16 protein-coding genes and 1 tRNA gene are annotated in these 23,508 nt (G+C 28.1%); 13 read left to right on the forward strand and 4 right to left on the reverse strand.

All coding sequences use genetic code 11. The features are described from left to right. The first annotated feature begins 1 nt into the window (after position 1). The 13 genes from dnaK (at position 2) to tatC (ending at position 17,341) form a co-directional block, all read left to right on the forward strand. Positions 2-1,921 carry a molecular chaperone DnaK gene (dnaK, locus tag GOY14_RS01920; protein ID WP_175809616.1) on the forward strand — a complete coding sequence of 640 codons (1,920 nt, stop codon included), beginning with the start codon at positions 2-4 and terminating at the stop codon, positions 1,919-1,921. Positions 1,922-2,306: 385 nt separating this feature from the next. Further along, positions 2,307-3,728: an Asp-tRNA(Asn)/Glu-tRNA(Gln) amidotransferase subunit GatB gene (gatB, locus tag GOY14_RS01925; RefSeq protein WP_175809617.1), complete on the forward strand. Its 1,422-nt coding sequence runs from the start codon at positions 2,307-2,309 to the stop codon at positions 3,726-3,728. Between the two features lie 1,185 nt (positions 3,729-4,913). Continuing rightward, positions 4,914-5,225: a 50S ribosomal protein L21 gene (rplU, locus tag GOY14_RS01930; RefSeq protein ID WP_175809618.1), complete on the forward strand. Its 312-nt coding sequence runs from the start codon at positions 4,914-4,916 to the stop codon at positions 5,223-5,225. A 5-nt stretch (positions 5,226-5,230) separates the two neighbouring features. After that, positions 5,231-5,479 (forward strand): 50S ribosomal protein L27, encoded by a 249-nt coding sequence (gene rpmA / locus GOY14_RS01935; protein ID WP_175809619.1) that lies wholly within the window; start codon positions 5,231-5,233, stop codon positions 5,477-5,479. Between the two features lie 34 nt (positions 5,480-5,513). Continuing rightward, positions 5,514-5,590 (forward strand) — tRNA-Ile (locus GOY14_RS01940). Positions 5,591-7,606: 2,016 nt separating this feature from the next. Beyond that, positions 7,607-8,773 carry a methionine adenosyltransferase gene (gene metK / locus GOY14_RS01945; RefSeq protein ID WP_175809620.1) on the forward strand — a complete coding sequence of 389 codons (1,167 nt, stop codon included), beginning with the start codon at positions 7,607-7,609 and terminating at the stop codon, positions 8,771-8,773. An 885-nt stretch (positions 8,774-9,658) separates the two neighbouring features. Beyond that, positions 9,659-10,486 (forward strand): cytochrome c oxidase subunit 3, encoded by an 828-nt coding sequence (locus GOY14_RS01950; protein WP_175809621.1) that lies wholly within the window; start codon positions 9,659-9,661, stop codon positions 10,484-10,486. Positions 10,487-10,935: 449 nt separating this feature from the next. Next, positions 10,936-11,214 (forward strand): BolA family protein, encoded by a 279-nt coding sequence (locus GOY14_RS01955; protein ID WP_175809622.1) that lies wholly within the window; start codon positions 10,936-10,938, stop codon positions 11,212-11,214. A gap of 13 nt (positions 11,215-11,227) precedes the next feature. Beyond that, positions 11,228-12,418 (forward strand): cystathionine beta-lyase, encoded by a 1,191-nt coding sequence (gene metC / locus GOY14_RS01960; RefSeq protein ID WP_175809623.1) that lies wholly within the window; start codon positions 11,228-11,230, stop codon positions 12,416-12,418. 25 nt (positions 12,419-12,443) lie between these two features. Continuing rightward, the gene (locus GOY14_RS01965) at positions 12,444-13,841 is read left to right on the forward strand and encodes a Mur ligase family protein (protein ID WP_175809624.1); all 1,398 of its coding nucleotides are present in this window, start codon (positions 12,444-12,446) and stop codon (positions 13,839-13,841) included. Positions 13,842-14,064: 223 nt separating this feature from the next. Then, positions 14,065-15,267, forward strand: a complete 1,203-nt coding sequence (locus GOY14_RS01970) for an MFS transporter (protein WP_255419672.1) — start codon at positions 14,065-14,067, stop codon at positions 15,265-15,267. A 332-nt stretch (positions 15,268-15,599) separates the two neighbouring features. After that, on the forward strand, positions 15,600-16,586 hold the full coding sequence (gene gap / locus GOY14_RS01975) for a type I glyceraldehyde-3-phosphate dehydrogenase (RefSeq protein WP_175809626.1): 987 nt from the start codon (positions 15,600-15,602) through the stop codon (positions 16,584-16,586). Next, positions 16,583-17,341, forward strand: coding sequence for a twin-arginine translocase subunit TatC (tatC, locus tag GOY14_RS01980; protein WP_175809627.1), 759 nt, complete (start codon positions 16,583-16,585; stop codon positions 17,339-17,341). The genes gap and tatC overlap by 4 nt, the downstream gene beginning before the upstream one ends. A 90-nt stretch (positions 17,342-17,431) precedes the next feature. Here the strand turns inward: tatC and GOY14_RS01985 are convergent, their stop codons facing one another. From GOY14_RS01985 to ctaD, 4 genes are all read right to left on the reverse strand, one after another. Continuing rightward, positions 17,432-20,443 carry a YhdP family protein gene (locus GOY14_RS01985; protein WP_175809628.1) on the reverse strand — a complete coding sequence of 1,004 codons (3,012 nt, stop codon included), beginning with the start codon at positions 20,441-20,443 and terminating at the stop codon, positions 17,432-17,434. Further along, positions 20,436-20,873 carry a ribonuclease HI gene (rnhA, locus tag GOY14_RS01990; protein WP_175809629.1) on the reverse strand — a complete coding sequence of 146 codons (438 nt, stop codon included), beginning with the start codon at positions 20,871-20,873 and terminating at the stop codon, positions 20,436-20,438. The genes GOY14_RS01985 and rnhA overlap by 8 nt, the downstream gene beginning before the upstream one ends. Positions 20,874-21,063: 190 nt before the next feature. Further along, complete coding sequence (locus GOY14_RS01995) at positions 21,064-21,951, reverse strand: heme o synthase (RefSeq protein ID WP_175809630.1); 888 nt, start codon at positions 21,949-21,951, stop codon at positions 21,064-21,066. A 1-nt stretch (position 21,952) separates the two neighbouring features. Continuing rightward, on the reverse strand, positions 21,953-23,503 hold the full coding sequence (ctaD, locus tag GOY14_RS02000) for a cytochrome c oxidase subunit I (protein WP_175809631.1): 1,551 nt from the start codon (positions 23,501-23,503) through the stop codon (positions 21,953-21,955). Positions 23,504-23,508 lie beyond the last annotated feature (5 nt).

The raw sequence follows: 23,508 nt of genomic DNA on the forward strand, positions 1-23,508 counted from the left end.
TATGGGAAGGGCAATCGGTATAGATCTTGGAACAACAAATTCTTGTGTTGCAGTAATGCAAGGTAAAGATACAAAAGTAATAGAGAATAAAGAAGGAGCAAGAACTACTCCATCTATAGTTGCATTTGCTTCATCAGGTGAAAGGCTAATTGGTGCTCCTGCAAAAAGACAGGCAACTACAAATGCAAGCAATACTTTTTTTGCTACTAAGAGGTTAATAGGTCGTCAATATAATGATCCTGAAATAAAAAATCTAAATGTACCATATAAAGTATTTGCTGCAAGAAATGGTGATGCATGGGTTAAAACGGCTGGTAGTAAAGAATATTCTCCTAGTCAAATTGGTGCATTTATATTGCAAAATATGAAAGAGGCAGCAGAGGCTTATCTTGGGGAAGAGATAAAAGATGCTGTAATAACAGTACCAGCATATTTCAATGACTCACAACGCCAAGCAACAAAAGATGCAGGAAAAATTGCTGGGTTAAATGTACTCAGGATAGTTAATGAGCCTACTGCTGCAGCGCTTGCTTATGGTCTTGATAAAAAACATGGACATACAATAGTAGTATATGATCTTGGTGGTGGTACATTTGATGTTTCTATACTTGAAATAGGCGATGGGGTTTTTGAAGTAAAAGCGACAAATGGTGATACCCATCTTGGTGGTGAAGATTTTGATGATGCAGTAGTGAATTATTTATTAAATGAATTTAGAAAAAATAATGGTATTAGCTTGAAAGATGATCCAATGGCTATGCAAAGAATTAAAGAAGCTGCCGAAAAAGCAAAAATAGAGTTATCAAGTGCAATGGAAACAGAAATAAATTTACCATTCATTACAGCTGATGCAAGTGGTCCAAAGCACTTAAATATGAAGTTAACAAGAGCTAAGCTTGAAAGTTTAGTAAATGATTTAATCGAAAAGACTATGATTCCTTGTAAAAAAGCTCTTGAAGATGCGAGTATGTCTGCTAGCCAGATTGGTGAAGTAGTGCTTGTTGGTGGAATGACTCGTATGCCAAAAGTAATCGAAAAAGTCAAAGAGTTTTTTGGTAAAGATCCACATAGAGGAGTAAACCCTGATGAAGTTGTGGCAATTGGAGCCGCAATACAAGCAGGAATTGTTCAAGGTGATGTAAGGGATGTATTATTACTTGACGTAACGCCACTCTCCCTTGGAATTGAGACCCTAGGAGGAGTATTTACTCCGCTTATTGAACGTAATACCACAATTCCTACTAAAAAATCTCAGGTATTTTCAACTGCAGAAGATAGTCAGGCTGCTGTCACTATTAAAGTATATCAAGGTGAGAGAAAACTAGCAGTTGATAATAAGTTGCTTGGCCAATTTAGTTTAGAAGGAATACCGCCTGCTCCCCGTGGAGTTCCTCAAATTGAAGTAACATTTGATATAGATGCAAATGGGATAGTTCACGTTTCTGCAAAAGATAAGGCCACTAGGAAGGAGCAAAAAATACGTATTCAGTCTTCAGGTGGTTTGTCTGATGATGAAATAAATCGTATGGTAAGAGAAGCTGAAGAAAAGGCGCAAGAAGATGAAGAACGTAAAAAATTTATTGAAGTAAAAAACCAGGCAGATAGCTTAATTCATTCCACAGAAAAGTCTTTAAAAGAGTATGGTGATAAAATTATACCAAAAGACAAAGCTGCTATTGAAAATGCAATTAATGAGTTAAAAGAAGCTAGTAAATCTGATACTATTGGTGATAGCAGTATAATACAGCAAAAAATTACTAATCTCTCTCAATTATCTATGAAGCTTGGGGAGGTTATGTATAAAGAGTCTCAACAACAAAGTGAAGAAAAGCCTGTTAATTCATCCACACCAAATAGTGAAGAAGGGAAAGTGGTGGACTCTGATTATCAAAATATAGATAATAAAGAAGAAAATAAATAATGTAGGTTAAAAAAACTTTATATTTAATTTTACAGAATCAGTGCTTTTAGAACATTCTCTTAGGTTATTCAAAATTTTCTATTTTTTATTTGGTTATAATTCGCTTTATCTTTAAAAGCTTATTTAAATAAAAAAGAAACAAAAATACCTACTATTATCTATTTTTGATATTGTATATGCTATTATCTTCAGTACTTTAATAAAGTTAATTTGTAAAGTTGTTGGGTAGTATTTTATTTCTACATAAATTTATAGTATTATTTTACAGCATAATAATTTTAAATTATGGATTAAAAAATTAGGATAAAATATAAAAATATGAGTTTTATTTTGACTTTTTGTATTAATCTTATAGATTATTAAAATTGTTATTTAAACCAAATATATGAAAGAAAATTGGGAAGCAGTAATTGGGCTTGAGGTGCATGCTCAAGTTTCTTCTAAGACAAAGCTATTTTCTAGCTCATTAGCCGAGTTTGGTGCTGAGCATAATACTCAAGTTTCTCTGGTTGATGCAGCAATGCCAGGTACACTACCAACACTGAATTACTATCCTATAGAACAGGTAATACGTACAGGTCTTGCACTTTCTGCGGAAATTAATAAATGTTCTTACTTTGATCGAAAGAATTATTTTTATCCTGATTTACCACAAGGTTACCAAATAACTCAGTTTTTCGAACCAATAGTCAAGAATGGTAAAGTATTTATAGGTAGTAATGAAAAAAGAATAAGAATTACAAGAATTCATTTAGAGCAAGATGCAGGGAAAAGCATTCATAAAAAAAGTAAAACTTACGTAGATTTAAATCGTGCAGGAGTAGCTCTAATGGAAATTGTTTCAGAACCAGATCTTAGATCATCAATAGAAGCTGCAGAATTTATGAAAAAATTGAGGCAGATTTTGCGTTATATTGGCTCATGTGATGGTAACATGGAAAAGGGATCACTTCGTTGTGATGCAAATGTCTCTGTACGCAAAAAAGGTAGTAATACATTTGGTACTCGCTGTGAAATCAAAAATCTAAACTCAATACGCTATATCATTCAAGCTATAGACTATGAAATACAAAGGCAAATTAAAATTTTAGAGAATGGAGGGAAAATAAGTCAAAATACCTTATTATTCGATGTTGATCTGGGAAAAACAAAAGTGATACGAAATAAAGAGAATGCAAGCGACTACAGATATTTTCCTGAACCTGATCTACTGCCCATTGAAATAAGTCAAGATAAAATTAACTTTATTAAATCATCTCTACCGGAATTACCAGATCAAAAAAAACTACGATATATTAAGGAATTGGGCATTAATGAATACGATGCGGATATCATTATTTCTGATAAAGCAATCGCTGACTATTTTGAAGAATTGGTAAAAAAGCATGATTCAAAGCTTGCAGTTACTTGGTTAACTGTAGAACTTTTTGGTCGTCTTAATAAAGCAGGTATTGATATTACAGATTCTCCAATCAAAGCAAGTGCTTTATCAAAACTTTTAGATTTTATTGTAGATGGAACAACATCTGCTAAACTTGGTAAGCAAATTTTTGATATTATGTTTGAAACTGGTAAACCTGCATCTCTCATTATAAAAGAGCAGGACCTAAGGCAGATAGCTGATAAGAATCAAATATCAAAAATTATTAATAAAATTATTAATGACAACCAAGATAAAGTTCAAGAATACAAAAATGGTAAAACAAAGTTGTATAGTTTTTTTGTTGGTGAAGTTATGAAACATACTAAAGGAAAAGCTAATCCTAATATTGTAAATTCTGTTTTGAGTGAAAGTTTAAGTAACTAACCTTCATATTAAAAGTATATTTTGTAGTATTTTAAGGGTTATGTTTTATATATTAAGTATATAGGTTTATCACTTTTTTGCATTTATTTTACCTTCAAGAATTAGTTACCTCTCTATATTTTATTGTTAGGTAAAAGTGTCTTTTTTTTTACTAACATAAAGAATTTTGCCAGTTGCAGTTTTATTCTACTCTTTGAGAGTATAAGAAATAAATTAAACAGGGGGGGTAGATAAAGAAAATAATGTATGGTTTTTATAAACTAAATATTCTTAAATAGAAATACAAAAGTTTGCATAGGTAGCTTTTTATAAAGAGTTATAAGTTTAATTTAGCAAAATGTTCTATTGTTAAGTTAAAGTAAGAGCAGTAAGAAAATTAATGCAATATTCATAAAAGAAAGGTAAGAAGGAAATTTTTTTGATAGGACACAAGATAAGTTTTGAATAAAATGATATTCAAAATATGGAACAATATTTAAAATACAGTTAACTAATAATAAAGCAAAAGATAAATTTATAACATGAATTTTTATCAAGAAGAAAGAGCAAGTATTATATAGACAAGAAAATTACCAATAGACGAATAAAAATTTAAGGCTTTGATGTGACTATTGTTTGAGATTATTATAATATATGTTGAATAGAGTACTTATTAAAAGCAAAATAAGATTAAAGAATATAGATTTTAAAAAAATTAACTATTTTAGTAAATAAAATTATTTTTTATAATTCAAAAAAGATTAATTTAGTAAGAAAATAAAAAAATTATTTTCGTATAAAGGTAAAAAAAATTTGATGTAAAAAAGGTTATACATATTTGTATAAGGATAATAAAACTCTGAGAGAAGAAATAAGTACACAGATAGAGGTTCTTGTTGACTTTAGGGGAATTGATTAATCTATATTTCAAATTTTTTCTAGATAGTGAAGGAGCAATAGAAGGAGAAAATATGTAGAGCTAATGAATTTAGTGAAGTATAATGGACATTAACGTAAAATAGTAAAAGTAAAATAATATTTATTATATTGATAGATGCAATTATTAAAAATTTATCAAATTTATTTTCTAGCTTTTAATGGTTTTTATGTCTTCTATAAGTGTTCATGTAGCTTGGTGATGGATGATTTTACTTGACAATATATATAACTTCTTTACCATACTTATTAATAGTAAAAATATATATCATGTTTGCAGTTATTGAAACAGGTGGGAAGCAGTATTTAGTAAAAAAAGGTAGTGTAATAAAAGTAGAAAAATTAAAAGCTGAGAAAGGAAAAGAAGTAGAAATCAATAAAGTGATTTGCCTTTCATCGAATAATGATTTGTTTCACTTGCCTAGTGTTACTGTTAAAGCAAAAGTCCTTGAACAATGCAGAGGAAAAAAACTTCTCATTTTTAAAAAAAAAAGAAGGAAAAATTATCGTAGAAAAACTGGTCATAGACAATATATTACTGTTCTTTATATTAATGAAATCAACTTTAAAAATGGGAAATAGAATATATGGCAACTAAAAAATCAGGTGGTAGTTCCTGTAATGGTAGAGATTCTGCAGGTCGTAGGTTGGGAGTAAAAAAAAATGGAAAAGTTATTCCTGGTAACATAATTATTCGTCAAAGGGGAACAAAATTTTTTCCTGGAAAAAATGTCGGCATGGGTAAAGATCATACAATTTTTGCCAAGGTAAAAGGTTGGGTTAAGTTCAGAAAGTCGATGAATAAAAAGATTTTTATTGATATTTTACCTACATAGTACGAAATTTCAGTTTAAATAGATAGATAGGTAAGGGTCTGTAGCTCAGCTGGTTAGAGCACACGTCTGATAAGCGTGAGGTCAGAAGTTCAACTCTTCTCAGGCCCACCAGCCCTAGTTTTGTCTAAATATTTTCATAGCAATTTAGTATAATATAAAATATACAGGATATATACTCATATAAATATTTACTGTCCTGTTCTATTATTTTTTTTAATCTAAGATTGTAAGATAAAAAATTCTACAGGTTTTAAATGACAATAATATTATATTTATTAACGTAAGTGAAATAAAATAGTATATTAAGAATTATAATTGAATTACTTACTGTTAGGTTATTTAGGTAAGTTTTGAGTTAACTATCTCTTTTTTTTAACAAGTGACTCCAATCTAATTACATTAGTAAAAAATTAGTATTAATATATCAGTTTGTACAATATTGTTTTTTTAACCTATTTTTCAATAAAATTGAAAGAATATATATCTACTTTGTTTTTTTAATTTGATATTCTTTCTAAAAAGAGACTAGTTGTTAATTTAATATTCTTGCATACTTGCATTTTTAAAATGCAAGAGCATTATCATTTATCAATGTTTATCTCTTTTTATAAAAGATAATCCTGAATTTTTTACTATTCCTTCTTAATCTGTATCAGATTTCATCTGATTCCTTTGTTACATCAAAGTTTCAAGTGAAAAAGCTTTTTCTTTCTATAACTTTCATAAATTAACTATCTTTTTAAATTTGAGATAAATATTAAACTGCTAAAATATAGATTATATACAGTACACATCTCATCTTAAACAAGAAAAACATAACTATTTACATTCCACAAGTGTGGATAGAAAAAAAGTTACTTCAATCTTAAGTTATGAACTTAGAATACGAAACATTTTATAACTAAGTATCAATTAAGCTTAAAGCAGATTATTTTTATAGTCAAATTTATTTATTTAAGTCATTAAACTTACTTAAAATGACAGCTTACTTCTTTTAATATTTGTTTATTCCATATTGTATGTTTACAAGTTTTAATTTAAATGTTTTTAGATTACTTAAAATAAATTTATTCATTAGTAATGATAAAGTTCAAGACATATTATCATAATTTTAACTTTATTTAACTCAAAAGAATGCATTAGAGAGACTTTGCTTTTATAAAAAAATTATATTTTACTATTTAAATAGTTTTTTGATAAACAAATGAAATGTACCAATTAATTTTGTATATACTCATTTTATATAAACATTATCCCGTTTCTAAATGAAATTTTAAAATTTGTAACCTCTCTTTTAAAACTAAAACATAACAATATAAAACATATTTCTTTAGTAGCATTAGAATTAATTTTTTTTGATAAAAAAAATTTAATTGTCAAAAACATTACCTTAAGTAAATGACATAAAATGTAAAATACTTTTGTAGTATAAAATATATTTATTTTTTAATTAAAAACTTTATAATATTTTCATATTTATTTATAGCATAGTAATATATATAGTTTTATACTTACAATCTGTTTTCAGCATAAATTTGCTTTTTTTCTTTCTATAGAATTTATATAATTTTACCTCATCATACGAAAGTATGCACAATATATATAATATTTGCACAAGAAAGTATTACACTTGCTACTCAACAATATTAAGAAAGCTAAGAAAAGTGAAAAATACTTATATATACATCAAATAATTTTTATCTGAAAAAATTCTAAAATATCTTCATTTTATTTATGATAATTATTATATAAATAATATCAGTTAATAATATTTAATATTATTTATTTAATATATTTCTTTTTAATTTACAAGAGATTATATAACTTAAAAAAAATCATCTGAATTTTAAGTATATACTTGATAAAATTTATTGAAATTAGTAAGTAGTAACGAGTAATAAAAATATTTTATTCATTTAATAAAACTTTATTCATGGTTTAGTTTTTGTTACTTCTACACACAAGGAAAGAGTTCTAAAGGATAGTAGAAAGAAGTGAAGTTTATCTTCATGTACTCAGAGCAAATTAGTAAGTATGTAGCAGTTGAAACATTTACAGCTTTGTGTTTATCTAGTAATTTTAACTACATTGCTTATAATAATTTTTGTTGGTAAGTAAAATTTGAAAATGAACCTATATAAAAAATTAATAACTAGTGAATCAGTTGCAGCTGGTCACCCAGACAAAGTAGCAGACCAAATTGCAGACGCAATACTTGATGAATACCTTTTCGTTGATCCCTTTTCACGCACTGCAATAGAAACTTTAGTTACCAAAAATAATGTTATTATAGCAGGAGAAGTATTTGGTCCAAATATCACAAGCAGCAGAATTGAAAATATTGTAAGAGATACAATAAAAAATATTGGTTATGAGCACGATGGCTTTCACTGGAGAAAGGTAGAAGTGAATATATTGCTACACAAACAATCTAGTGATATTGCAGCAGGGGTAAATCAAGGAGCTGCTGGAGATCAAGGCATAGTGTATGGCTATGCAACAACAGAAACAGAAAGTCTTATGCCAGCTCCAATTTTTTATGCGCACTCAATTTTGAAAAATATCATGAATGAAGTTAAGGAAGCAAAGCTTGGTCCAGATGCAAAATCACAGATCACTTTAGTATATGAGAACAACCTTCCAATACGCGCTGAAAGTATTATTGTTTCAATACAACATCCTGAGGACTTAGATCAGTTAAAAGTAAAAAAAATAATCTACCCCTATATAGTTTCTTCTTTACCTAAAGGTTGGATGTGTCCTGAAGAGAATCTTCTAGTTAATCCTACTGGTAGGTTTGTTATCGGTGGACCAGTTAGTGATTGTGGGTTAACTGGACGAAAAATTATGGTTGACACTTATGGAGGATATATTCCACATGGGGGAGGAGCATTTTCTGGAAAAGATGCAACAAAAGTTGATAGATCTGCAGCTTATATGGCGAGATATCTTGCTAAAAATATTGTCTTTGCAGATTTAGCTAAGTGTTGTCTTATACAGCTTTCTTATGCAATTGGTATATCAAAACCTACTTCATTCTATATAGATACATTTGGTACAAATACGGTAGATACAAAAAAAATTAAAGACTTTATTGAAAATAATATAGATCTATCACCTCAAGGTATCATTCAACATTTATCACTTAACCGTCCTATATATAAACGTACAGCCTATTATGGGCATTTTGGTAAAAAATTAGAAAAGAACGGCGAATTTTCTTGGGAAAACACAAATTTATCTGATGCTTTTCGTACAGAATTTAACATAAGGAATAATGAAAAGATTTTTTAAGATCACTAAAATTTTTATCTAGTTTAACATTGATATAACAGTTTAATATTATAAAAAACTAGTTTTTTATAATAAAAATTATATGTTATAGTAATTTTTTTACTTAAAAAATAATAAAATACGTAGAAAATATAAAAAGGCTTCATATAACTATAAATGGTTATAAGCCTTTTTTTTGATAAAACGAGAATATTTTTTTTTAAATTAGATTATGATAACACACTGAATTATGAAAAATTCAAACTTGATTATCAGTATTTTTCATACAATAATGGATATTAATAAAAATTATAAAAATCAAATTAGTTATTTTAACTGGTCTTTTATATTTTGTGTCGTTTTTAAGTAACAATGTTTATATTATATTGATTCTTTATACCAAGACAGAAAACTATACCAACGTAATTTCACTTTTAAAGTATTATATATAAATATAAAGACTAAATCATAGTTGTCACAATAAGTTTTTATGTTAATTCACACTATTTTAGTGTATGGTAGAAAAAATACAGGAAACTTTCCATTTACTTTAATTGACTAACTTTTTTAACTTTATTAAAAAGTATTTGTAAAATTACAGTACTTTTTATATTCTTGCATGTCTATATGTAAAGCTATTACTTTTAATATAAAAAAATATTAAAAAAAACGATAAGCATGGAAATTAGGTTATTTTTGTAGTAGTTTCATAGGATATAAACAATTTTTTAAAATTTTATTAAATCAGTACAATAAAATAAAATTTTTAAGTTATTTAAAATAAATGTACAATTTAAATTAGCTTTTTAAAGTAGTTATGAATTTTCTAAAATTAAATCTATATCTTAAATAACATTGACAATTTTAAGTTAATTTATATACTTAACATTTATATTTTAAAATAGCATGAAAGCTAAAGAACATGATTTTCATTTAGTAGATCCAAGTCCCTGGCCAATCTCTATATCGGTAGCAGTTCTTATTCTTATAGTTGGGCTAATTAGTACACTCCATAAACAAACCTTTGGAATATTTGGTTTAATTTTAGGAATTTCTACAATCTCAGTAGTATTATTTTATTGGTGGAGAGATGTAATAAAAGAAGCTATTTATGATAAATGTCATACTGCAATTGTAAAACACGGACTCAGAATTGCAATGTACTTATTTATCTTTTCAGAAATTATTTTTTTTACAGCATTCTTCTGTTCATTCTTCAAAGCTTGGCTTGATCCAGTTTTTTTATTTGAAGCATTTTCTCCTATAAATAGGGTTAAATGGCCTCCTGAAGGAGTTATACCTCCTAACCCATGGTCATTACCATTCATAAATACATTAGTATTATTACTTTCTGGTACAACAGTTATTTCAGCACATTACTTTTTACTTGAGAATGATCAAAAGAACACAATCAAAATGTTATCTATAACTATACTACTTGGAGTATTTTTTATAATAATGCAAGCAATAGAGTATCATGAAGCAAGTTTTTCTTTACAAGAAACAGGGGAAAAATTAATCTATGCATCTAACTTTTATATAATTACTGGGTTTCACTGTGCACATGTTGTAATAGGGGTAATATTTTTATCAATTTGTTTATTTAGAACATGGAGAAATCAATTTACACCTCAAGATCATTTATGCTTTGAATTTGCTTCTTGGTATTGGCATTTTGTAGATATAGTTTGGATATTTGTATTTATATTTATATATTGGTTAAGTGTTTACTGAGTATTTAAAATGATAAGTCTAATTATGAAATAAGTAATATAAATCTAACTATTAGATTAATTTCAATAAAAAAATGAAAGCATTGAACTTCGTGATACATTAATTAATCATAAACTTAGCATAAATAAATGTCTGTATTCAAATGAAAAATTATTCTCAATAAAATCAAGAGGCTTTGCTAATTTTAAATACGTAAAAGGATTATAATTTTGGTCTTAATAAAAATAGAGTTAATTATAAATGAGTGTTGTATAAACCATGTAAAAAATTATCGAAATAGCTATACTAATAAAATTAGATTATATCTATAATAGTGATCTTGATAATTTCAATATAAAGTATCAAAGTGCTGTTGCTATTTTTGCTAAAATAGTTTATAGCTTGTAAAAAAAAGGTTCATAATTTTTAAGTAGTTTTTATAGTTCAGTGATCTAAATTTAGATAACAGAGTGAATATTATTAAAACGATAGAAGAAAAAATACGGAATTCAATAGATATAATTGATATTGATGTCATTGATGAGTCTATAAAGCATTCAGGTCATTATTTTACTCCATCTTCATTACCTTCACATATTAAAATAATATTAATATCCAATAATTTTATTGGAATGAGTTTTTTGAAAAGACATAAGTTAATCTATGACTTACTAAAAGATGAAATGAAACTGATACATGCAATTTCTCTTCACTTTTATACAGAAAATGAGTATATTATCAAAAAATAAGCAGAAATAAGGTGTGAAAGAAGAATCTTTATTAGTTAAAGCAGGGAGAAAATTTAACGACTATAAAGGTTCTATGAACCCACCAATTTATCACTCTTCTACTATATTATTTCCTACCTACAAAAGCTACTTAAATGCAGTAAATGGGAAGGATATATATAATATCATTAATGATAATATATCAAGGGATTATAGTTACAGTAGTGTTGGTACTCCTACTGTTCATTATCTTTCAAATGCGCTTACTGAAATTGAGGGGAGAGGACAAGCATTAATTTATCCTTCTGGACTATTTGCAATTACTTTTGCTATTTTAACTTTTGCTAAGACAGGTTCACATATTCTGATTCAAGATAATAGTTATTATCGAGTTAGGAGATTTGTTAAAAGTGAACTGCCAAAAAGAGGAATAAATGTAACTTTTTATGATCCAACACAAAATATAGCTCATTTGATTCGAAATAACACTTCATTGATAATGATTGAAACTCCAGGTTCTATAACATTTGAAATTTCAAACATAAAGCATATAGTAAAAGTTGCTAAAGAACATAAAATTGTAACTGTTTGTGATAATTCATGGGCTACTCCTTTACTATTTAAACCACTTGATTATGGAATTGATGTTGTATTATATGCGTTGACAAAATATATAGCAGGTCACTCAGACTTATTGATGGGAGCTATTATTGCTGAAGGTGAGATTTTTAAATTACTTTATGAAAGCTATAAGAATTATGGAGTTACTATTCAATCACATGATTGTTATCTTGCACACAGAGGATTAAGAACGTTATATACACGTATAAAAAGGCATCAAAGCACGACAACAAAGGTAACAAAATGGCTAGAAAAGCATTCAAAAGTTAAAAAGGTTTTGTATCCAGCACTTGCTTCCCATCCTCAGCATGAATTGTGGAAAAGTTATTTTAAAGGAGCAAGCAGTGTATTTAGTATAGTATTAAATAGAGAGTATTTATGTGAAGAGCTAAGTTATATGGTTGATCATATGAAAGTTTTTAGTATTGGTGCTTCTTGGGGAGGATGTGATAGTTTAATATTACCAATAGATCGTAAATTTATATCAAGATCTGTAATGCATATAGATTATGGTGGAAGTTTTGTAAGAATATTTTGTGGATTAGAAGATCCTGAAGATTTAATTTCTGATTTGGATACTGCTCTGGCCAGATTGCCATGTTAATTCTTTGAATTCAATAAAATGGAATATGAAATTAAAAGAGTTACTACATAACATTATTGATGTTACTTCTTTTAATGTTGAGATCAAAGGTGTAACATGTAATCCTAAAAGAATTAAAGAAGGCTATCTTTTCATTTGTATATCAAAAGAACATAAGAGGTATATAAATAATATAAAAATTTTAGCAATAATAGCAAATTTTATAGCATGTAATGCTTCTATAAGCATATTTTATCCTAACCCTCAAGAAATATACAGTAAAATAGTTAGTAAATTTTATAAGTTTGAGCAGCCTAAATATATTGCTGCTGTAACAGGTACAAATGGTAAAACTTCAGTAGTGGAATTTTGTCGTCAGATTTGGCAAAATGCCGGCTATAATGCAGCATCTATTGGAACACTTGGAACATGTATCAACAATGAAAGAAAAGATCATTATAATAATCTTACCACTCCGGATGCAGATGATTTTTATGTAACATTATATGATATCAATAGTAAAAACATAGAGTGTTTAGCATTAGAAGCTTCAAGTCATGGAATTGATCAGTATAGGATTCATGGACTAGAATTAGCTTCTGCAGCTTTTACAAATTTTTCACAAGATCATTTAGATTATCATCAGGGCATTAGCAGATATTTAAATGCTAAAAAAAAATTATTTTATGAGGTACTACCAAAAGAAAAAACAGTAATTCTAAATGCAAATATAAATGAATACTATGTATTGCTTAAGATAGCTAAAAAACGTGGTAACAAAATTATAACCTATGGAAAAAAAGATTCTAATATTACTTTAATAAAGCAAATACCAACATCAAATGGTCAATATTTAACGATTAGAGTTGGTAATCAAGTTTATGATACGTTTTTTCCGGTTTTAGGACAATTTCAAGCATATAATTTAATGTGTGCAATCGGTATAACTATCGCATCTGGATTAGATGATAAAAAGATATATATAGATAAACTTGTTTCTCCACCAGGAAGAATGGAAAAGGTTTTACCTTTTATATTTGTGGATTATGCACATACTTCAAATGCATTAAAACAAGTACTATTATCTTTAAAGTGGCACTTCAATAAAAAAATAACTTTAGTTTTTGGTTGTGGGGGTAATCGTGATCAAGCAAAGCGTGCAGAAATGGGCAAAATAGCACAAATGCATGCTGAAAAAATAATAATTACGAATGATAATCCACGTGATGAAAATCCGACAGAAATTCGCCGTAACATTTTGCTATATTGTCCTAATGCTTTAGAAATAGCAGATAGAAAAGAAGCTATAGAGAAAGGCATAGATATTTCCTATAACGAAGATATGATCCTATTAGTTGCAGGAAAAGGACACGAAAAATTCCAAATTATAAATAGTCAAATTCTTGAATTTAGTGACGTTGAAACCATTAGAAAGTATACTTAAATGTATTGATTTTTTATTACCTTTTATTTATCCAAAATTTGAATAATTTAAATGCTACATTAATGAAAATTAGGCCATATCTAAGGTTGTGGCTTTACTAAATTTTAAAAAGTAGCCACAATGAGAAAACAAAATATTTATAATTAGATTAGTGTGCAATAATCAGCAAACAAGAGCATTATTAGCAACAATTCTTTGCAGAATAACAATATGGTATGATCACATGCTCTTTATCGATTTAGTTAATATAATTAGTAGAGAATTTTGTTTTGCAAGGGATGTCTACTACAACATAATGCAATTATTTGGTATTGCAGGGTTGGGTGCAATGGTAAGACCACTTGGTGCATCTGCATTTGGTCATATTGGTGATAGATATGGAAGAAGAATAGCACTAATGATTGCTATTCTTCTAATATCAATTCCATCTAGTCTCGTTGCATTTATTCCAAGTTATAGTCGAATAGGTGTTACTTCTACCATATTATTTCTTGCGGTTCATGTGATACAGGGAATCGCACTTGGAGCTGAACAAGGAGGTAGTTCAGTTTATTTAATAGAACATTTATCTAATAAGAAAAAATTAGGGGCATTTTGTGGGATAATAAGTTTAGGTAGATCTATTGGTGTCCTGCTTTCTGTAACAATAGTAATTATCTGTAAAAAAAATACTGATTTTAATACTTGGGGTTGGAGACTGCCATTCACTTTTTCAGCTATTTTAGGGTTAATTAGCACATATAGCATATATAAATTAGGAGAGACCCCAGTATACAATAATCAAAAGCAAAGAAAATTACCACCAAGTTTACCAATAATAGAGCTTATAAAACACTATAAGAGAGCTCTTATACTTGCTATTTTAATATCTGTACCTGTGAATGTCACTGTTGGATTTATCACATTTCTCCGAACTCTTGCAAAAGAAACAGTATCAGTTAAAATATATATAACAACATATATTAATGAAATTGTGCTGATCGTAACCAGCATATTAGTACCCATATTTGCAATAGCACTTGGAATATTAGCTGATAGGATAGGTAAGGAACGTACTGCAATCTTATTTATATTGATAACAATGGTACTATGTTGTCCTATGTTATTTATGATGTGTCACTATAAAAATTATCTTATCATTATGCTTAGTATAATGATTCTTTCTATAATAGAAAAGGGTATAAATCCTATAGGAATAGTTGCCTCTGAGCTTTTTCCTACTAATGTTAGGTTTAGTGGAGTAAGTTTATCACGTAACATTTCGTTTGCTTTACATGGTGGATTTACTCCTATGATATGTACTTGGTTTACTATAACTTTTCCTGAAGTAAACTTTGCAGCTGGACTTTATGTAGTTTGTTGCTTACTAGTTAGTTTGGTAGCAATATCTCAAATCAAACCTCAAGATAAAAGATGTGATTGGTAGAATTCCTCTATAAAATATCAATAATACATGTTAAATTAAGTTTAAAATTAGATTAAAGAATATGTTATTTTTATTTATAGAAAATATTATGTTATTACAATTTAAAAAGGATTTTGTATAAAGAAGTACAATATCTTTCTTCTTTGTATTGTTTTTTTAAATTTTCTATTATAAGTTTAGCTATACAAAAGACCTATCTACATTTAGAAACAATGTTTTTCTTTTCCTAAGTTTTAGTATTGTATATATAATATATAAATGTTCTAATAACAGTTAAGAAAATAAAATGAAATATCTCACAATATCTTCTATAATTAAATTTTTTAAATAAAATGGTGCTTTATATAGGAATTAATGGCCTTGGTAGAATAGGAAGAAGCGCATTACGTGCTATTTTTGAGATAAAAAAGTATAGTGAACAAATAGAAGTTATAGCTGTAAATGGATCGCTCAGTGTAAAACAACATGTACACTTGATTAAATATGATTCTATTCATGGTAAATTTAATGGTGATATTAATTTTAGTGAGTCTGAGAACTGGATTTCTATAAATGGTAAAAAATTTTCTCTATATAGAGAACGATATCCTGAAAACATACCTTGGGATGTTGATATAGTTCTTGAATGCACCGGTGCATTCAACAGGAGAGTAGAAGCAATGAGGCATAATGCAAAAAGAATAGTCGTTTCTGCTCCAGTTTCAGACGCTGACGTAACTATAGTTTATGGTGTAAACGATAATATGCTAAAAAAAGAGCATAAGGTGATATCAATAGGTTCTTGTACTACGAATTGTCTAGCTCAAATTGTTCAAGTTTTACATTCTAATTTAAAAATAAAAAATGGTTTTATGACTACTATACATGCATATACAAATGATCAAAACATTCTTGATGGAAATCATAAGGACTTACGAAGAGCAAGAGCTTGTGGATTATCGATGGTACCAACTACAACTGGAGCAGCAAAAACAATTAGTTCTGTCATTCCTGAATTAAACGGTAAGCTAGATGGCACTGCTATCAGAGTTCCAGTGAGTAATGTTTCTATGGTTGATTTTAAATTTATAACTGATAAAAAAGTAACAGTTGAGGAAATAAATAGTATATTTAAGAATTCAAAAAATCATGTGCTTTCCATATGTGAAGATCCTTTGGTTTCAATAGACTTTGTACATAATCCTTACAGTGCAATTGTGGATCTAGGTGGTACTTATATTACAGGTGATATATACAGAGTTGCAGCATGGTATGACAATGAATGGGCTTTTTCATTGAGAATGTTAGATATAGCATTATTATGTTACAATAGAACATGAATCAAAATAAATATACTTCATTTTATGAACATTTTGAAGAGCTCAGAAGAAAGGTTGTTTTTTGTTTTCTATTTTTTCTTATTATTTTTGGTTTTTGCTACTATTTTAAAGAAAACATATACTACTTTCTGCTTACACCTCTAATAGAGGTCACAAGGGGTAGTAATAGCTTTTCCTTAATTTATACAGATTTAACAGAGGCATTTTTTGTATATCTTAGGGTTGCTATAATGAGTGCACTTTTATTTTCTTTTCCTGTGTTTGCATGGAAATTTTATATGTTTTTAGCTCCTGGTTTATATAAAAGGGAAAGAGCAGTATTATTGCCATATTTAATTGCAACACCAGTTTTATTTATAATGGGAGCAGCTGTCGTTTATTACTATATATTTCCTTTAGCCTGGAAATTTTTTATTACTTTTGAAAATAGTAGCAAGCTTTTTGGTATACCGATAGAATTTATGCCATCAGTTAGTGAATATTTAGATCTTGTTCTTCAATTTATGTTCGCATTTGGTACTGCATTTCAAATCCCAGTCATACTTACATTAATGGTTAGAGTTAGATTAATTACCACACAAAGCTTGTCGAGTAAGCGTAGAATTGCAATAGTAGTGATTTTTATTATTGCTGCAGTTTTAACTCCACCTGATGTATTAAGTCAAATAGGACTTGCTGTACCAATGTTAATCCTGTATGAGCTATCTATTTTAGTATGTAAATATATTGAAAAGAAAGCAAAAGGTAATACTTGATATTGACACTAACAAAGCTATATTTTCTATAAAAAATATAATACTTAAATTAGTAATTTTGTTATAGCTCATTTTTTCTAAAACTTTTTTTCAGGTTTTTGGGGTCATTTCATTAATTTTTATTGCACGATCAAACATTTTTAGTAATCTTTTAAATAAGCTTGGAGTTAATGAAAAAATAGGGTTAACAGACACATTACTATTTTTGCTATCACCATTTGCTTTGTAATCTATTGAAATAATTCCCCTACTTTTCCCACCAGTAAGAATTTTTCCAATTATAGGAATTTTTAATAGAGACTTATTGATTGAATATGCCGGTATTATTTGTCCTTCAACCTGGAATTTATGATCTTTAATATCTAACTTGCCACTAGCACTAATGCCTAGTTCTGCTCCTTCAAGCCAGGATTCTTCAATTTTAATTAAGCCATTTTTATATGAAAAGGGTACATTACATTTATCAAAATACACACCTTCATTTTTTATGACATTTACAATACCAGGTAATGAAGACATAGATAGTAAAGTAGTAAGTAGTGGAGCATCTTTAATATAAAAATTACTAATAGATAACATGCCATAATGTTCTCCACTTTTCCTCTGAGGAGATAGATAAAAAGATAACTTTCCATTTTTAACTGATTTACTAATTCCTAAAGAACGTAAAAGCATGCCTGAATTATCTGTATATATTTCAAGACCTACTCCACTATACTCTGCTAGTATATTTCTATTATCTTCTAACTGTCCTATAAACTTGCTTCCACTACAATCACCTTTAGTACAAGTTAAATTTAGTCTTGCATTTCTAATAAGAATTTCTTCTTTCATAATGATATTATCAACATTTATATCAACTTCTATATCAGTGCTCAATTTATTGTTATCTCTGTTAAGTAAATCTAAAACATCACCTAAGTTAACTTTTTCACCATAAATAATTATAGAGTTTTTCTCTTTACCTAGTTTAATTTCCATATTAAAATTATTATTAGGCAATCTAAAATTGCTAGAGTTTAAATATAAATTTCCATTTTTTAATTTTCCACTTAATTTTATATCTAAACTACTTCCTACAACATCTAACTTATCTATTAGTAACTCATCTGCTCCTTTTAATCTTGTAGAAAATAAAATTTTATTGTGGTCTTCAAAGTGATTTTTTCTTCCTAAGTAGCTTAAATGTGACTTAAGTTCTGATAAATCTATATTACCATTAATATATCCAGTTTTATCCTGATTTATCACTGATTTTATATCTGCATTAATATAACCACCATCAAAATTTAGAATTCGAGCAGGTAAATCTCCAGTCAAATTCCAAGAAAAACTCCTATTTTTGTTACTACTTTTTAGACCAAACAATAGCTGTGTATCATTTACCATACCACTTCCATGTAAATCAATAAAATCTTCGCCGAAGTGAAGCGTAATATCATATTTCCCAAGACTTGCATCATAAACAACCAAATTATCAATTTTAGAATAAAGATTAGCTGAAAAATCTGCTTTTTTGTTACCAGAATTCAAATTAAAAATATGAAAATTAAACACAGATTTCACTTTCCCATCTATCTTGTCCTTTTTAACCTTAATAATATCGTCTAGCTTAAACTTTACAGACTCATATAACCCATAAGCATCACTTATAGCTTGGCCATTAATGATAAGGACTGAATCTTCTTGATTAAGAGAATTCATTTCAATATACCCAGCATCAATAATGAAGTTTTGAAACCTAGCGCTATTCACAGTAATTTTAAGGTTGTTATTTTTAAGAGTTAAGTTACCATTTAGTCCTTTTACTTGTTTAAAGCCCTCATTAAACTTTACGCTACCGTTTTCTATGTCAGCAACAACCACAATATCTGATAAGTTATCATTAATCAAGTTATTAAATTTACCATTAAAACTTATAACTGTATTTACAATATCTCCATCGATATTACGACAATACCATTTTCTAAGTTTATTATTTACCATATCATTTAATATATAAGTACATAAATTCCTTACAGTAAGTCTACTGATATTAACTTTAAGAAAAGTATTATTTGTACTGAAGTTCATTTTTCCTATTAAAGAGAGGTATGTATTATGTAAGTTAAAATGAAATTTTTTTATGCTAATAATTCCATTATTATATATTAAATGTATATTTACGTCAGTTATGGATAAACTTTTATCGAAATGATTATCTGTATTTAATACATATATATTTCCATCTATAATCTCATCACTGCTGTTAATCAGTATTGAAAAACTTCCTTTAAGTCCTATGTTTGTATCTAAATTAAAATTTTTAACTAATATAAGAAATTTGCTGAATAGCTCTAATTTTAGGTTATAGAATATACCACATATATTTAATAAACTATCATAATTTTTTATTGTAATAGATAAATCATCCAAAATACTTTTTTTATCTTGTGTATAAACACGTATGTCCAAAATATCAAAATCTTCTTTTTTACCTATATATATTTTATCAATAAAAAATTCATTCTTTTTATCTTTATTAATACTGATATTAGTAATCTCAATTTTTGAACCTACATTTAAATTAAAAAAGAACTTTTTTATTGCTTTTGAGAATTCTTGAAAGTCAAAATTAATTTCTTTAAAGTTAGTTTTATTTTTATTATCAAAAGTCCAGCCTGTTATTACCCAAGCAGCTAATATTGAAATCCCTTCTTTTTTTTCTTGAATTTCAGAGTGATATGCTGGGATAATAGTAGCTGGTAAAATATGTATGTATACTTTATCAGCTAAAATCTGAGAAAATTGTATACTATTTTTAAATAAAGAGCTTAACTCCAAGTCTATAGAAAGATTAGGAATTTCTATAGTAAAACTAGGATTCACTATCTTAAAATTTTTGATAATTAAGCATAAATTCTTGTTACCCCTTTGCCATATAATTGAAGTATTTTCCATATTAATACTTGCACTGGCAAGCATGTTTGATATCTTTTTTTTTATATAAAAATTAATATAATTAGTATTAATTTTTAAATGTCCCTTACTTTTTAACAAAACAAAAAAGCAAAATATAAATGATAAAACCACAAAAAATAATACAGTAATTTTTTTAAGCATCCATTATTGCTTTCCTTGCTAAACTATCAACTTCCTCATTATATTTATTACCACTGTGTGCTTTAACCCACTTCCAATTAATCTCATGTTGTGAAGCAGCATCATCCAATTCTTTCCACAAATCTATATTCTTTACTAATTTTCTGTTGCTTGTTTTCCAACCATTTATTTTCCATTTACCTATCCATTTTGTTATACCATTTTTAACATAAAAACTATCCGTGTATAAACTGATACTACAAGGAAATTTTAATACCTTCAGTCCATTAATTACTGCTGTCAATTCCATTTTATTGTTTGTAGTATTTTCTTCCCTGCCATAAATATTTTTTTTATAGTCTTTAAATAATACTATTACTGCCCACCCTCCTCTTCCTGGGTTACCAGAACATGCTCCATCTGCATATATAGTTACTTTCTTTTTATTCATTTTTAACTATGAAATTAATAAAGCATATAGTCACTTCTATAAAAAAACAATTTTATGAAATTTATAGGCATAAATAATATCTAGGTTGTACCTTTAAATTTTATTATAGAAACAAAAAACAGTACAATAGTAAGCATTATTAATAGAAAAAGTAAAAAGTAGTTCTTATATTTTTGTTGTTCTCTCATAGCTAAAACCAGTTAATGGAACAAAAAATAATGCTAGCAAACAGAGAAAATAAGTAAGAAATTGAATAAGAAAACATTTTTTTTTGTGAGCTGTAATTTTTAAGTTTAGTAATAGAGATAGCATACCAAATAAACACACAACCCTCAAGAATTGCTATACTCAAATAAAGTAAAACCTTCTTTAAAAAAAGTGATGGAAGTAAGCTGGTTAATACTAACAGTATACTATAGATTAATATATATTTTCTTGTTTTTTCTGAACCATAAACAATATTAAACATTGGAATAGATGCCTTCATATATTCTTCAGGCTTGTTTAGAGATAGAGCCCAAAAATGCGGTGGAGTCCACATAAAAATTATTAAGAATAGGATCAAACTTTCCCAACTTATAGCATTAGTTACCACTGCCCAGCCAATCATTGGGGAAAAAGCACCAGATACACCACCAATAACTATATTTTGCGGAGTACGTCTTTTAAGCCAAATAGTATATATAAAAACATAAAATAATATGCTAACTGCAAGCAAAGCAGCAGAAATATAATTCACTGCTATTGCCATAATAAATACTGACAATATTCCAAGAATTATACCAAACTCAATAGCACTCTCTGCAGAAACCCTACCTGAAGGTATAGGACGGTTTTGTGTTCTTTTCATGAGTAAATCTATATCTCTATCATACCACATGTTTATGGCACCTGCAGCCCCTGAACCAAGAGCTATACATATAATAGATACCAACGCAAGAAAAGGATGTATATTACCTGGTGCAGCAATCATTCCAGCAACCGCAGTAAATACTACGAGGTATATGACTTTTGGTTTAAGCAAACACCAAAAGTCTAGGATTGTTGATTCAATATTTGATAAAACACTTGTATGCATTCTACTTTATTACTGGTGGTTTCTCAAAAGAGTGAAAAGGTGGTGGTGAAGATACTGTCCATTCTAGGGTATCACCTCCCCAAGGATTATCCTCGACCTTTTTACCCCACTTAAGTAAGTGTATAATTATAAATATAAAAAGCACAACTGAAATGAATGACATATATGAGCCAATTGAAGATACATAATTCCAAGGAATAAATGCATCCGGATAGTCAGGTATACGTCTTGGCATACCAGCTAATCCTAAAAAATGCTGAGGTAAAAAAGTGATGTTAGTACTAATAAAGGTAAACCAAAAATGTATTTTTCCTAAATATTCATTATATTGTCTACCTGACATTTTTCCTATCCAATAATAAAAGCCAGCAAAAGCTCCAAATAATACAGCTAATGACATAACATAATGGAAGTGAGCAACAATATAATATGTATCGTGCAGTAACCTGTCCACTCCACCTTGAGATGAAATTATTCCAGTTACACCACCAGCAATAAACATAAAAATAAAGCCTAATGCAAATAACATAGGAGTTTTAAGCTCAATTGCTCCACCCCACATAGTTGCAATCCAGCTAAAAACTTTAACACCAGTAATAACACCAATAAAAATTGTGCTAGTACTAAAAAATATAATAGTATTTTCACTCAGGCCAACAGTAAACATATGATGAGCCCAAACCATGAAGCCAAATATTGCTATACCTAGCATAGCATAAACCATTCCCATATAACCAAACACTGGCCTATGAGAAAAAGTTGATATGACCTGACTTATAATACCAAATGCAGGAAAAATAATGATATAAACTTCTGGATGACCAAAAAACCAAAATAGATGTTGAAATAATACAGGGTCTCCACCACCAGCAGGATCAAAAAAAGAAGTACCAATGTTACGATCAGTAAGTAACATAGTTATAGCACCAGCAAGTACTGGTAAAGCAACAATTAACATAAATGATGTCAATAAAACAGACCAGACAAACAATGGCATCTTAGTTAATGACATACCTTTTATACGCATATTGAATATAGTAACTATAAAATTAATTGCTCCAACAATTGAGGATATACCAGCAATATGAAGTGAAAATATAGCAAGGTCAACTCCTGCACTTGGGTGAAATGTAATTTGTGATAATGGTGGATATAAAGTCCACCCTACTCCAGGACCTTCACCAACAAATACCGAAAAAATGAGCAGAACAAAAGAGGATACTAATAACCAAAAACTTAAATTATTCATACGAGGAAATGCCATGTCTGGTGAGCCAATCATAAGAGGCACAAACCAATTACCAAATCCTCCCATTAAAGCTGGCATTATCATAAAAAACACCATTATCACCGCATGTCCTGTAACCACTACGTTATATAATTGATAATTATTATTAAATATGTTAATATGCATTAGCTGAGTACGAATAATTATTGATAATAATCCACCAATAACTCCAGTTAATATGGAAAAGGTGATGTATAGTGTTCCTATATCTTTATGATTAGTAGAAAATAACCAACGTCTTATATTTTTTGATATATTACTCATATATT

The sequence above is a fragment of the Wolbachia endosymbiont of Dipetalonema caudispina genome, from assembly GCF_013365495.1.
GTDB lineage: Bacteria > Pseudomonadota > Alphaproteobacteria > Rickettsiales > Anaplasmataceae > Wolbachia.